The 14,233-nt window shown below is 32.7% G+C and carries 16 protein-coding genes; 13 read left to right on the top strand and 3 right to left on the bottom strand.

The window, feature by feature from the left end; translation table 11 throughout:
• Nucleotides 1-25 precede the first annotated feature (25 nt).
• The 13 genes from HMPREF2597_RS12700 to HMPREF2597_RS03815 all read left to right on the top strand — a co-directional run bounded on the left by HMPREF2597_RS12700 (nucleotide 26) and on the right by HMPREF2597_RS03815 (nucleotide 11,097).
• On the top strand, nucleotides 26-166 hold the full coding sequence (locus HMPREF2597_RS12700; protein ID WP_002479420.1) for a hypothetical protein: 141 nt from the start codon (nucleotides 26-28) through the stop codon (nucleotides 164-166).
• A 451-nt stretch (nucleotides 167-617) separates the two neighbouring features.
• Nucleotides 618-1,034: a YwiB family protein gene (locus HMPREF2597_RS03870; RefSeq protein ID WP_002479419.1), complete on the top strand. Its 417-nt coding sequence runs from the start codon at nucleotides 618-620 to the stop codon at nucleotides 1,032-1,034.
• Nucleotides 1,031-2,698 (top strand): arginine--tRNA ligase, encoded by a 1,668-nt coding sequence (gene argS, locus HMPREF2597_RS03865; RefSeq protein WP_012990956.1) that lies wholly within the window; start codon nucleotides 1,031-1,033, stop codon nucleotides 2,696-2,698. The genes HMPREF2597_RS03870 and argS overlap by 4 nt, the downstream gene beginning before the upstream one ends.
• Before the next feature lie 56 nt (nucleotides 2,699-2,754).
• A complete protein-coding gene (locus HMPREF2597_RS03860; protein WP_037553894.1) occupies nucleotides 2,755-3,414 on the top strand; it encodes an endonuclease III domain-containing protein in 660 nt (219 codons plus the stop codon).
• A gap of 70 nt (nucleotides 3,415-3,484) precedes the next feature.
• Complete coding sequence (locus HMPREF2597_RS03855) at nucleotides 3,485-4,249, top strand: MerR family transcriptional regulator (RefSeq protein WP_225306497.1); 765 nt, start codon at nucleotides 3,485-3,487, stop codon at nucleotides 4,247-4,249.
• Between the two features lie 75 nt (nucleotides 4,250-4,324).
• Nucleotides 4,325-4,819 carry a DUF805 domain-containing protein gene (locus HMPREF2597_RS03850; protein WP_002459862.1) on the top strand — a complete coding sequence of 165 codons (495 nt, stop codon included), beginning with the start codon at nucleotides 4,325-4,327 and terminating at the stop codon, nucleotides 4,817-4,819.
• A 225-nt stretch (nucleotides 4,820-5,044) separates the two neighbouring features.
• Nucleotides 5,045-5,938 carry an ABC transporter substrate-binding protein gene (locus tag HMPREF2597_RS03845; RefSeq protein WP_012990954.1) on the top strand — a complete coding sequence of 298 codons (894 nt, stop codon included), beginning with the start codon at nucleotides 5,045-5,047 and terminating at the stop codon, nucleotides 5,936-5,938.
• A 165-nt stretch (nucleotides 5,939-6,103) separates the two neighbouring features.
• Nucleotides 6,104-7,054, top strand: a complete 951-nt coding sequence (locus tag HMPREF2597_RS03840; RefSeq protein WP_002459860.1) for a FecCD family ABC transporter permease — start codon at nucleotides 6,104-6,106, stop codon at nucleotides 7,052-7,054.
• 51 nt (nucleotides 7,055-7,105) lie between these two features.
• On the top strand, nucleotides 7,106-7,807 hold the full coding sequence (locus tag HMPREF2597_RS03835) for an HAD family hydrolase (RefSeq protein ID WP_002459859.1): 702 nt from the start codon (nucleotides 7,106-7,108) through the stop codon (nucleotides 7,805-7,807).
• A gap of 3 nt (nucleotides 7,808-7,810) precedes the next feature.
• Nucleotides 7,811-8,605, top strand: coding sequence for an alpha/beta fold hydrolase (locus tag HMPREF2597_RS03830; RefSeq protein WP_002459858.1), 795 nt, complete (start codon nucleotides 7,811-7,813; stop codon nucleotides 8,603-8,605).
• A 151-nt stretch (nucleotides 8,606-8,756) separates the two neighbouring features.
• Nucleotides 8,757-9,263: an SA0570 family protein gene (locus tag HMPREF2597_RS03825; protein ID WP_002459857.1), complete on the top strand. Its 507-nt coding sequence runs from the start codon at nucleotides 8,757-8,759 to the stop codon at nucleotides 9,261-9,263.
• Nucleotides 9,264-9,431: 168 nt separating this feature from the next.
• Complete coding sequence (locus HMPREF2597_RS03820; protein WP_002459856.1) at nucleotides 9,432-10,148, top strand: hypothetical protein; 717 nt, start codon at nucleotides 9,432-9,434, stop codon at nucleotides 10,146-10,148.
• A gap of 166 nt (nucleotides 10,149-10,314) precedes the next feature.
• Nucleotides 10,315-11,097 (top strand): alpha/beta fold hydrolase, encoded by a 783-nt coding sequence (locus HMPREF2597_RS03815; protein ID WP_002479414.1) that lies wholly within the window; start codon nucleotides 10,315-10,317, stop codon nucleotides 11,095-11,097.
• A 230-nt stretch (nucleotides 11,098-11,327) separates the two neighbouring features.
• Here HMPREF2597_RS03815 and sarA read toward each other — a convergent pair whose 3' ends face one another.
• The 3 genes from sarA to HMPREF2597_RS03800 form a co-directional block, all read right to left on the bottom strand.
• Entirely contained in the window at nucleotides 11,328-11,696 is a 369-nt protein-coding gene (gene sarA / locus HMPREF2597_RS03810; protein WP_002459854.1) for a global transcriptional regulator SarA, read from the bottom strand.
• A 330-nt stretch (nucleotides 11,697-12,026) separates the two neighbouring features.
• A complete protein-coding gene (locus HMPREF2597_RS03805) occupies nucleotides 12,027-12,956 on the bottom strand; it encodes an efflux RND transporter periplasmic adaptor subunit (RefSeq protein ID WP_002479413.1) in 930 nt (309 codons plus the stop codon).
• A gap of 119 nt (nucleotides 12,957-13,075) precedes the next feature.
• Nucleotides 13,076-14,005 carry a DMT family transporter gene (locus HMPREF2597_RS03800; RefSeq protein WP_002479412.1) on the bottom strand — a complete coding sequence of 310 codons (930 nt, stop codon included), beginning with the start codon at nucleotides 14,003-14,005 and terminating at the stop codon, nucleotides 13,076-13,078.
• Nucleotides 14,006-14,233: the final 228 nt, after the last annotated feature.

Raw genomic sequence — 14,233 nt, 5'->3', positions numbered from 1 at the left:
GATTTATAGAATGAGAGGACAACAAATGACTAAACTATTATTGTTTGTAACAACGCTTTGTTTTGGCATCATCTATTTCTATAAGTATAAAATGTTGGTAGATAAATATAATTATGACATAGTAGAACTTGAATCAGAAGCAGATATTTTTAGAAAGAATAGATAAATATTGTGACGCAGATGGCAAATTACAGTATATGATAGATTAAAATGAAGAAGTAAAGCAAAAGCTGGAGCAACTTATACAAGAGTTGTTTCAGCTTTTTAACGATTTAAGTAGTTAAAGCAATATAATTTTAAAAAAGAAGCAGTTGATGATGAGCTTAGCGATATGTCCAGTTTCATAAGGGGAATAATTGTCATAGAATGATGCATATTTATCGGCATACTCATGCTGACTATATCGCTATTTTGAATATGATTAACGAATGCATATTGTATTTCTGATATTGGTCCATGTAGTTCAATAGCAAAGTCTTTTAAAGCAAGATTAATTTTAATGATAAGATATTTAATATGTCGATAAGTCCATATTTTTAGTATATTGACGACTACAAGCGCTATAGTATTTATGCTATAATGTGGTGTAATTATTTAGAGATTAAGGTGAGTAACTTTTGACTAAGACTGTAAAGATTAATACAAAGCAAGTCTTAAAGCAAAATGGCGATAAGCAACAATTTGATATGACAACGATTGGTGTATGGCAACAGCGTCAGTCCGAATTCATTCGATATGAAGAAAATATAGAAGATGCTAATGTAAATGTAACGATTAAAATAGACCAACAAGGGGTCAAGCTCATTCGCAAAGGCGATATTAATATGAACCTCCATTTTGTTGAAGGTAAAACAACAACGACTTTGTACGATATTTCAGCAGGACGACTCACTTTAACGGTTAAAACATTGAGTATCCTGCATTTTGTCAACAAGTCGGGTGGCAAATTGAAGATACATTATGAGTTGTATCAAGAAGATGAAAAAATGGGCACGTACCAGTATGAAATAAACTATAAGGAGATAAGCGAATGAATATTATCGAACAAGTAAAGCAGACATTAATTAATGAAATTAAAACGAGCATAAAATCAGCTAAACTCATTCAAGATCAATCAATACCAGAAATAAAAATCGAAATACCTAAAGATAGTAAAAATGGTGACTATTCTACCAACATTGCGATGGTCTTAACTAAATTAGCAAAGCGGAATCCACGCGAAATTGCTCAAGCCATTGTAGATCATTTTGATACAACGAAAGCACATGTAAAACAAGTAGACATCGCAGGACCAGGCTTTATAAATTTTTATTTAGATAATCATTATTTGACGGCAATCATTCCTGAAGCCATTTCTAAGGGAGCGCATTATGGTTATGCAAGTGAGCCTAAAAACAAACGTATTTTATTAGAATATGTATCTGCCAATCCTACCGGGGACTTACATATTGGTCATGCTCGAAACGCAGCAGTAGGCGATTCACTAGCCAATATATTAATTGCTGCAGGATATGATGTAACACGAGAATATTATATTAATGACGCCGGTAATCAAATCACGAATTTAGCGCGTTCTATTGAAACAAGATTCTTTGAAGCATTAGGTGATACGAGTCATAAAATGCCGGAAGATGGGTATAACGGCAAAGACATTATTGAAATTGGTAAAGACTTAGCGCAGAAACATCCGGAAATTAAAGATTACTCTGACCATGACCGTTTAAAAACATTTAGACAATTAGGTGTTGAATACGAAATGGTAAAGCTGAAGAGAGATTTGGCTGATTTCAATGCGCACTTTGATAGTTGGTTTAGTGAGACAACGTTATATGACAATGGTGCTATTGAAAACACATTGGCACGTATGAAAGAAAACGGTTATACGTACGAAAAAGATGGTGCTACATGGTTACGCACGTCTGATTTTAAAGATGATAAAGACCGTGTTTTAATCAAAAGTGATGGCTCGTATACTTATTTCACACCTGATACTGCTTATCATTATGACAAAATTAATCGAGGTAATGATATCTTAATTGATTTAATGGGTGCAGATCATCACGGTTATATTAATCGTATTAAAGCAAGCTTAGAAACATTTGGCGTAAATAGCGATCGTTTAGAAATACAAATCATGCAAATGGTTCGTCTAATGCAAAATGGCGAAGAAGTAAAAATGAGTAAACGTACTGGAAATGCCATTACTTTACGTGAAATTATGGACGAGGTAGGCGTAGATGCGGCGCGTTACTTCCTAACCATGCGTAGTCCAGATTCACATTTTGACTTCGACATGGAACTTGCAAAAGAACAATCACAAGACAACCCAATTTACTATGCACAATATGCTCATGCGCGTATTTGTTCTATCTTGAAACAAGCAAGAGCGCAAGGAATAGACATCACTACAGATGCTGATTTTTCATTGATCACGAATGACAAAGCGATTGACTTATTGAAAAAGGTTGCTGAATTTGAACAAGTTATTGACAATGCTGCCGAGCACCGTGCACCTCATCGTTTAACAAATTATATTCAAGACTTAGCTGCAGCATTCCATAAATTTTATAATGCTGAAAAGGTTTTGACAGATCATCAAGAAAAGACAAAAGCACTTGTTGCACTTATTGAAGCGGTAAGAATTACATTGCATAATGCCTTAACTTTAGTAGGCGTGTCAGCACCTGAGTCTATGTAAAATAAATGAATTAAAGTACCCTCATAGCCTGTTGTTTATGAGGGTATTTTTATCTTATGAATGGGAGTGATAATGTGCTAACGCTAACAACTGAGCAACTTTATAACAAATTATTCGAAGAGATGGGCCCACAAGCGTGGTGGCCTGCAGAAACTCCAGAAGAAATGATAGCAGGTGCGATATTAGTTCAAAATACAGCATGGAACAATGCACATATGGCATTGCTTCGTCTTAAAGAGGCAACACAATTTCAACCGCAAAGTATTTTATCTTTATCGTTAGAAACGTTGCAGCGTATAATTCGTCCTAGTGGATTTTATAGAAATAAAGCTAAGGCACTACATGAATTGTTCAGTTGGTTACATATGTATCACTACGACTATGAGCACATTGCACATTTATTTGATAAGCGATTGAGAGATGAACTGTTAGCAATTAAAGGGATTGGCTCGGAAACAGCGGATGTCTTAATGGTTTATATATTCAATGGTGTTGAATTTATTCCTGACAGTTATACACGGCGTTTATATCATAAATTAGGCTATCAACAAACAGCTAGCTATGATAAATTAAAGCAGCATATCACATTACCAGTAAATTTTACAAATCAAGATGCGAATGAGTTTCATGCATTATTAGATAATTTTGGTAAAAATTATTTCAATAGTTCAAATAGTAAAAAGTACAACTTTTTAGATGAATATTTTGAACAATAATATAGACATTAACGTAACGTTATTGTTTATAGTAGTAGATAAGTATGCATGAATGAAAAATATTAAAGGGGTGAGTTGTTTGCATTACACATTTTTACCTAATGAAGTTGCGCATATTACGGGAAGTAGTACTAGAACATTACGTTACTATCATGAGATAGGGTTACTCATCCCCTCTATCATTGCGGAAAATGGTTATCGTTATTATAGTGAATCAGATATTGAGAAGTTACAAGAAATACAGTTTTTGAAAAATATGGGACTATCTTTGTCACAAATTCATAGGTATTGTCATAGTGATATAGAAGCTAAAAACAAGTTGCTTGAAGCACATTACCAGCAAATTTTGAAACGTTATTATGAGTTAGAACAGCGATTACAAGATTTACAACACCATCTCACTTCATCACATCAGAAAGCATTAGATGAACTTGATTATGATCATGTACGTTTGCATGCGCAATATGCTAAAGAAGCAAAAATAAAGTATGGGCAAACAGACTATTATCAGTCCTATAGCATACAGCAAGTGCAACAAAATAGCGCTTGTAAAAAGTGGGATGAACGTATTGAAGTACCCATGAATCAATTTTTTGATTGCATGAATGAATACTTAATACAAGGAGTTTCAGCTACACAACCAGAAGTTTACCTTAATATTGTTAAGTTAAAAAACATTATATTGCAACAAGTACCCCAATGCGATACTATATTTTTAAACTATATGGCGACACTCTATGAAGAGGATACACGCTTTAGTGCTTATATTAATCGACATAGAAGAGAAGGCCTAAATTGTTATATCTCTGAAGCAATTCGTGCCTATATTGCTTAAAAGATAATAGGCATCTTAATCTGTGGTAAAGTATAAACAAAGAATGTTTGATTACAAATAAGGAGAGATCATGCTGTGGGTTTTTACAAAAAATTTTGGTTAAATACATTTAAGCTTGAAGGAAGAACAAGACGCAAAGAATTTTGGCCGTCTGTCTTAATAACGTGGGGGCTAGTGATTGTGGCTTATTTTTTGATAGCTATCCTATCAATTGTGTTTCCTATATCACGTCCTATTAAAGACTCAATGATAACACTTGTTGAAATTGTTGCTTTATTTCCACTATTTAGTATTTCAGTTCGTCGTTTCCATGATTGTGGTCGCACCATGGCTGCACCGCTTATTATTGCAATATTTGACGGCTTATCAATCATTGAGAATATTTTTAAGATTGTGTTAAATGATTCTAGCGATAAATCATTATTTGAAATGGCAGGAAATATTGGACTATTCATTGGTTTAGTATATACTATAACATTTATTGTGACTGCGCTATATGCGCTTATTGTCTGTCTATTAGAAAGTGATAAAGGTCCTAATAAATATGGTGCAGAACCTGAAGTGCACTAGGCTGTAATAAGATACAAGTTTTAATATACCTACAATTATAAGTGCAAAATTTTTAAAGGTTTATAATGTAGAGACTAGGATACAAATCTCAACATAATCGCACAAAGATGATTAAAAAATTGAAAATCGTCTTTGTGCTTTTTTAATATTTTTGAAAATCACATAATAGTACCTTAATAAATTTGATATGATGAATATTGAAATAAATATAAAGGTGGTAACATAATGAAGTTAAAATATGGGGTTATACTTTTGCTATCGATACTGCTTATATTAAGTGGTTGTAGTCAATCAGATAAAACGCAACGTAGTCAACATCAAAATGCGGATAAACAATCGCATACACCGTATCAACGAATAGTGTCATTGATGCCAAGCAATACAGAAATATTATATGAATTAGGATTGAAGAAACAACTCATTGGCGTTTCTACTGTGGATGATTATCCTAAAAATATTAAAAAAGGAAGAAAACAATTTGATGCGATGAATCTAAATAAAGAGGCGTTATTAAAAGCAAAACCAGATTTAATTGTTGCGCATGAATCACAAAAAGCATCATCTGATAAAGTACTTAAAGCGCTACAAAAAAATGGTGTCAAAGTGATTTATGTGAAAGATGCTCAATCTATCGATGAGATGTATCAAACATTTAAACAACTAGGTAAGGTAACTCATCGCGAGCAGCAAGCAGAAGCTTTGATACAAGACACAAAACAAAACATTAAAAAAGTAGTTGATAGTATACCGCAGCATCAACGACAACAAGAGGTGTTTTTAGAAGTGTCCTCTAAACCAGACATTTATACTGCAGGGCGGCAGACATTTTTTAACGATATGTTAACTATATTACATGCACGAAATAGCTTTAGTTCAATTGAAGGTTGGAAAGCTGTTAGCAAAGAAGCTATTATTAAAAAGAATCCAGATATATTAATATCTACAGAAGGTATTTCAAAATCTGAATACAACGATATCGTAAAAAAACGAGGTGGATTTAATCAAGTGAAAGCAGTGAAAAATGGTAGAGTTGAAGTTGTGAATGGTGACGAAGTTTCACGACCTGGTCCACGTATTGATGAGGGATTAAAGGATTTAAAAGAAGCCATCTATAAATGATAATAAAGTTGGTAAAAATGTGTGGGCTATTGCTGTAAGACTAATAATTAAACAGTATGTTTGGAAAATATAGCTTGCTTTGTATATTAATTTATTGCTTATAGTATATAGCTTATTTACTGTGGTCAAGTGAGGTTTTAATAAAAAAGATAAAGAGTGACGATAATGAAAGGATATCAGGTAGTAAGTCTTTGGCTAGTGTTATTATGTTTAGTTATAGGCACTAGTCTGTTATGGAACTTAGGCTCAATATTAGATCAATTTAATCAAATGATATTGCTAAAGGTGCGCATACCACGGGTACTTGAAGCGTTAATAGCTGGTGCTGTTTTAACTGTAGCTGGTCAACTGTTTCAAATTGTATTAAATAATCCGTTGGCAGATAGCTTCACATTAGGCTTAGCAAGTGGTGCCACATTTGGTGCGGCGTTACCACTATTTATTGGTATCAGCGTACTCTGGATACCTGTCTTCTCCATTGGTACAAGCATGTTAACACTTATCTTAGTTCTAGCAATTGTCTATACGATGGCTAAACAACAACCAATGCGATTATTAATTATTACAGGTTTAATGATTGGTGCATTGTTTAATGCATTACTTTATATTTTAATACTGATTAAGCCTAAACAACTTAATAATGTAGCAAATTATATGTTTGGAGGCTTTGCTACGGCAGAATTTTATGAATCTTGGATAATGCTTGTGGTATGTTTGCCTTTATTACTATGTTTATTTATTATGATACCGAGAATAAAATTACTACAAGTTGGAGATCTTAAAGGACAATCATTAGGTTTAAATGTAACCACGCTTACTTTCTATGTTTTAATTATAGCCTCAATGATGTCTGCTATTGTAATAGCATATGTAGGGATAATAGGTTTTATAGGTATGATTATTCCGCAATTAAGTCGCAGGATACATCATCGTTACTCACTATATATTCAAATGATATTGAATATTATAATTGGTGGGACTATGATGGTGATAACCGATTGGCTAGGCGCAATTATTATTGCACCAGTTCAAATTCCGGCAAGTATTATTTTAGCCATCATAGGGATCCCCGTGTTATTTTTAATGTTGATAAAATCTGCACGTTTTTTAAGATGACAATAAGTCTTTGCTACGATAATACAAATTATATAATAAAGAGGGACAAACATGGATTTAAGTGGTATTAAAGCAGTTGTATTTGATTTAGAAGGCACTTTATTAGATAGAAAGAAATCAAGAGATAAGTTTATTGAAGAACAATATGAACGTTTCCATGATTACTTCGTGCATGTTCAATTAGCAGATTTTAAAAAGACATTTATTGAATTAGATGATGATGAGGACAACGATAAACCAAATCTCTATAAAGAAATTATTAAACAATTTCATATTGATCGTTTAACATGGAAAGATTTATTTCGAGATTTTGAAATGCATTTTTATCGCTATGTCTTTCCATACTACGACACGCTATACACTTTAGAACAGTTAACAGAACGAAATTATCTTACTGGTGTGATTGCCAATGGTAAGTCAAAGATCAAACAATTTAGACTTCACTCTCTAGGAATTGAACATGTAATTAATTATCTATCGACCTCGGAAATGGTAGGATACCGTAAGCCACACCCAAAAATATTTGAAGATATGATTGCTCAATTAGGAGTTACACCAAATGAAATGATGTATGTAGGTGATGATGCACTAAACGATGTAGCACCAGCAAGAGCGATGGGCATGGTTAGTGTATGGTTTAAACAAGAAGATGCGGAAATTGAGCCATTAGCTGAAGAAGTAGATTACACGATAACAACGATTGAAGAAATATTAGACATTTTACCTCAACAATCAGCAGGGAAGGGAGAATAATAAATGGAGTTATTTACAAGAAAAGGTGGTATTACGATTCATTATCATACTGCAGGTGAAGGTTATCCTGTAGTATTAATACACACGGCATATGATAACGCAGCTATATTTAAAGATTTATCTAAGAAGTTAGCAGAATCATTTCAAGTTGTGCTGATAGATTTGAGAGGGCATGGTTATTCTGATAAGCCAAGAATCATTAAATTTAATGAATTTGCAGATGATATCATTTTATTGCTCGATTATTTATATATCGAGCAAGCAGCGTTTATAGGTCACGAATTAGGAGCTAACATTATAGCTGATTTAGCCGTACGCTATCCTGAATATTGTTCTTCATTAACGCTAGTCAATCCGACGTCAATAGAGGGTGAATTGCCTGCTGAACGTTTGTTCCGTAAGTATGCTAATGAAATAAGAAATTGGGAAGACAATAAACAAGAGAAATTTTTAGATAAACATAGATATTATAAACCGCGTCATTTAAACAAATATTTAAAACATATTGAAGACACAAATGCGATTTCCACTAAAGAAGAGATAGAAGCGGTTGAAGAAGTATTTAAAACAACAGGAATTGCACAGTCATTTGACCAAGTAACGCAACCTACATACATTATCTCTGGAGAACATGGTGAGCAAGTTACAAGTGTAGAGGCAAAAGAAGTTGCAGATTTAGTAGGACAACCACAGTTTGAAGTGTTTAATGCTTCTAGTTTGTATCCTTTTATTGAAGAACAAGAACACTTTATTAGTCAGGTTAGTTCGTTTATTAAAGCACATATACCTCAACAATAGTAAGTAAAGAAACGGCAGTTTATATATTTATTATATTACAAATTACATATTTTTGTAATATATTTGTAATAGTAGTGTTATTTTAGTAATATGTAGGGTATAATATGAATGAGCAAATGAAAGATAGAAACAATAGAAGGAGAGAAAGCTTATGAAAAAATTAATGGCATCATTATTAGTTTCTGGCTTGGTAATCAGTGGCGTAGGCATATATCATGTTGAAGCTGCATCTGGAAATACTTCTCAAACTGTAGAACAATTAACGCATGGACAAAAAAATTTAGAAGATGTTAATATAGGCGAATCTATTAATAAAGTAACTAAAAAATATGGCACACCTATCTATTCAAAAGAGCCAAGTGGCAAAGAACATTATTATGAGTATCGCACAAGTAAAGGTGTTTTAGTTGTTACTGCAAATGGTCAAAAAGACCATGGTTATGTTACACGTATTTCTATGACTTATAATAAAGCAGATGGCCCAACATATAAGCATGTTAAGCACCTAGTGGGTAACAAAGCGATTGCACGCGTGCAATACAATAGCGTAAGTGGTAACTTTGGCTATATTGAAAATGGTAAAACAACATATCAATTTGCATCAAATTCACCAAAAGATAAAAATATTAAATTATATCGTATAGATATTGCAAAATAACTTTTTGTGCAACACTGACATATTAATAATAGAAGCGACAAATACATGTTTTAAATGATTGTATTTTGTCGCTTTCTTTTTGTCATGTGACTTATGTTAAACTTTAAGTAAATGCGAATAACTTATGATACAATTGATTATTGAATCAGTTACGTAAAGGAGTTTATCATGCGTCCTAATGATAAAATATTACTAGAAAATATCGATGATTACTTCACACATAAAGGTTTACCCTCAAATATTATTGATGATATTGAAGAAAAATATCGTCATGATTTAGCTAAATCTGAAGCAAAAAACGAGGATTATATTGAGTATAGAGGGAAGTCGCCGGCACAAATTATCTTGACCATTCAACGCAATATTTTTGGTTTACAAATCAACCCGGCGATTTTCTTCATCATTAATTTTGTGCTTATCTCATATTTATATGATAAACAATTTGTTATTTATCAAGCAGCAACAACGATGTCTATTTGTTATTGTATTATATTATTTCCATTGACAGTTTTACTGCATTTTAGAATAGAAGCTAAAAATTATTTATATAGCAACCGTGTCGAGATGATTATGGGAGTTGTTATCGCTATATTAGCTATGATTTTAATTGTAATGCGCGCATTCAATTTTAATTTGGGAATTGTGCCAGTTTCGATGTATGGCCATCAAGTGGTCTTCTTTGTAGGAATTGCGCTAAGTTTATTAGGCATGTTTCTAAAGCGGTATGAGTTTACAGGAATAGGCCTTCTCTTTGCACAAAAAACAATCGATGCAGTTATTCATAACCCTCATCAAGCTCAAATATTTTCATTAGTAATATGGATATTAATTGTTGTATTAGTGATATACTATACAATTCAATTATCATCACGCACCAAAATATAAAAATTTTAAAAGCTTAGCCATAGGTATTGCTATGTTATGTAGGATACTATGGGCTAAGCTTTTTATAATAAATGAATATAAATACAAAAGTAATAAAGTGTTTTTAAACTTCTTAGCGTATTCTTAGCGGGAGTGGGTATACAGATTAGTAAAGGGAGGTGCCGTCATGGACAAAATTAAATCGTTTGACCAAAAAGAATTAGTATATAAAGACGAAGGTCAGGGCATTCCCATTATCTTACTACATGGTTTAAATGGTAATTTAGCGGGTTTTTATAATTTAGCAGCAGCGTTAAAAACACAGTATCGAGTTATTACATATGATTTACGTGGTCATGGTAAGTCTTCGAGACCAGATGTGTATCACTTATCTGACCATATTGGGGATTTAAAAGCAATCATGCGTCATTTGGGAATCTGTACGGCTCATTTAGTCGGCCATGAGATGGGGGGCATGGTTGCACGTGAATTTACTGAACAATATCCTAGCCGAGTGTTGTCTTTAACGTTGATTTCTTCTAAACGTAAGGCCGTCGTCCATGGTTTTACACAGTTGATGATTGAGCATCAAGAAGAGATTCAAGGTTTCAATCGTTCAGAGGCTATTTTGATATTATTTCCTTACATTTTCAAGGAACAAAGTCGGGCAATGAAATGGTTCCAAGCACAATATTTATATCATAAGGCTACGTCAGAAGACAATGCGACTGCCAGTAGAGCATTATATTCAATAAGCAATAGTCAAGCTGAACAGCCAACGACTATACATGTGCCAACATTGGTTATTGATGGCAAATATGATCCATTAATTAGTGACGATGATATTGATAACCATTTTACGCGTGTCCAAAAGGAGTTGTTTGAATACTCAGGACATGCACCACACATTGAAGAACCTGATCACTTTTTGTCATTTTTAACTCAGTTTATTGATGCAAGTCATTCTTAACATGATAATAAGCGAGATTGAGATCTATTGAAATTTAATAGTCTATAGTAAAAGATTATGGAAAAATATGTTTTTAATGGCTTAATTTGTGTAGTGAAATGTGTTTTGATCATACTATTAGTAAAACTAGAATAAGTTTGTTATTACACTCATTTTCTAGTCAATAAAAAACGCGATTAGCTTATAGCTGATCGCGTTTATGCAATAATATTGCATTATTATGTGCTGACTTATGCATCTTTATTTGCTTCTGTAATACGGTTGTTTACTTGCTCTAATAGCTTGTCGATTTTTTTGCGTTGTGTTGCATTAACAAAAATTAATACAGTTCTTTCATCATGTTCGTTACGTCTTTTATCGAAATAGTTTTCTTGAGACAAATTTTTAACAGCTTTAACAACTTGTGGTTGTTTGTAATTTAAATGATTAATAATATCTTTCAAATAATATTTATCCTCTTTATTTTGACTGATATATGTTAAAACTGCGAATTCTTCAAAACTAATTGAGAATTCTTTCTTTATAATACCTTTCAATTTGTCAGCATAAGTAACCATCGCTAATAATTCAAAGCAATCATTGATTTTTGAAACTGCCATATGTGAAACCTCCCCAATATATTTCCTCATTTACTATAAGACACCGTACCCAATTTAATAATCATACAGATTTATAAAAAAATTAAAGCGTTGCCTATGGATAGTTTGAAGTCAATAAAACTTATTTAAATGCACTTAATGCTATATTATTTAGTTAATTATAACTAAATAAAAATAAAAAGTAAACATAAAAACACTTAATAAAACAAAATATTGTTTTGAGATAAGTTAGTTTTTATTTAACAGAATTTTCATATTACAAATTAATGTCGGCGTAATTTAGTTTAGTCTCATTATATAAAAAAATTAGTTAAGTGTCATTAAGTGTGCTCAATCATAAATATCTTTGGCTTCAGGATGTCTTACAACGCGGTCATTAATATTTAAACCTTGCGTTATAATAATATACCCTTTTTTTGAACTCTTAGTGTATTTTACTTCTCTTTTAATTAATTTGTTATTTTTTGAAATCAAAACGCAATCTTTTTGAATTAATACTGACTGTGGTAGTTCAAAAGTTGTGTGGTACGGTGCAACTTTAATGTGTGTGCCAAGAGGACAATTTTTATCAGATTTTATTATAACGCGATAAACAGAATTTTTTGTATGATATGCCTTAGGAATTGGAGAAATACTATTGATTTTGCCATAAAATTGTTGATTATTGCTGGTTAGTAATGTAACTTCTTCATCTATTTTAAATTTATTGCGGAATGTTTCTGGTAAATCTCCAACGATGATATGCTCTTCACTTGTAATCGTTAAGATAATATCATTTTCTTTTGAGGGCGTCGTGTTGTTTATCAAAACATACCCCTTGATTGGAGAAGTTAAACGTGTTACTAAATGATTTTGTTCAACTGCAATATCACTAATAAATTTTAAACGGGCTTGATCTTTAAATGTGTTAGAAACGTTTGAATGATTAATTTGAGTAAGCAATTTCTTTTGTGCAAGAATAAGGGGTTCTAATTGAGGATTATAGTAAGTTAATAAAGGTGTCTGTTTTTGGATGAGTTGCTGATTTTTGACATAAATATGATCTATATAGCCATAGCTTGAGTGATAACGTAATTCATAAAAGGATTTAGGTTGTTCCATAGCGGTAAATGAGGCTGATTGGTATGGTTTCACGGTTATTAAAGTTGGGGAAGATTTAGGTTGATTAAAATACGTGTGATAAACCATCAGGCAAATAGCTAGAACAATTAATAGTAGGAGTAAGGGGAAAATAAAACGATGTTTGAATATTGTGGGCAAGTTAAATCACCTCGGGGTTATTTTATAAAAATATTATACAATATTTTGGCTATATTGAAAGCCTCAGAACGATATTAAATGATTTCACGTTCTAAGGCTTGAGACAAGACAAATGTCTATTAAAAAAGCCGCAGCAAAATAATCCCTAAAGCAATGGCGATAAGACCGAATGTTTTTCTTATAGTGATACGATTTTGAGGTGTCCCCAATAAACCGAAATGATCAATAATAACACCCATAAGCATTTGACCTAACATACCTATAATCGTAGTTAAAGCTGCACCTAAATGAGGCATTAGGACAATGTTTGCAGTGACAAATGCTACGCCTAGCAGACCTCCGATAAAATGTATCGGATGCAATGCTCCTTGCGTTTCATGGTAACGCTCAAGACGTAAATTACGATGAAATAATAATGTTAAGATGAATAAAGCCATTGTTCCAACACTAAAAGATACTAGAGATGCAAAAAGGGAGGAATGCACTTGTTGGGCTAGCGAACTATTAATTGTTGTTTGTAACGGGGGTGCAAAACCAAAAATGAGACCAATGATAAGCCATAAATAAAAACGTGGCTGTTTGGTTTCAGTCAACTTTGATTTCGGCAAATAGTTCATTAAAATAATTCCTAAAAGCAAACAACATGTACCTAAAGCTTTGAGCGTAGTGAACGTATGTTGCTGAGCTCCAAGTATGCCAAAGGTATCGATAATTACCCCCATGAAAATTTGCCCAGTTACGGTCATGACAACTGTCAAAGCAGCACCCAGTCGTGGTAATAACAGTAAGTTACCTGTTAGAAAACAAACGCCAAGTAAACCACCTACAAACCATGTGTAATTAAAAGAAGTTTGTTGAGTATGTATGATATGTAGTAGCTGTGGATTGAATATTAAATTAAGCACAACTAAAAAAAGTGTTCCGGTGAAAAAGGAAATGGTCGATGCATAAAATGATGACTTCGTATAATAGCTTAGCCTTGAATTAATTGACGTTTGAATAGGTACGACCATACCGGCAATAAGACCGAATATAAATAGTAATATCATAAGTAAACACGCTTTCTTTAAAATAAGTGATTGGCCTTATTATAGCTGAAATAAAAGTACGATAAAAGATAGTTGTTAAAAAATAGATAGGGGGCGGGACAGAATTCATTGTGAATTCGTAGTCCCACCCCGGCAAGGTTGACTAGGATTGAAAAGCTTGGTGTAAGCGTATTTTCAATCCAGTTAACTACCATCAATATAGAGTTCAGAGCCTGAAAAATAATGATG

Origin of the sequence: Staphylococcus sp. HMSC063A07, from assembly GCF_001836955.1 — a bacterium.
Taxonomy (GTDB): domain Bacteria; phylum Bacillota; class Bacilli; order Staphylococcales; family Staphylococcaceae; genus Staphylococcus; species Staphylococcus lugdunensis.
This window is presented reverse-complemented; position numbering and strand designations above follow the sequence as displayed.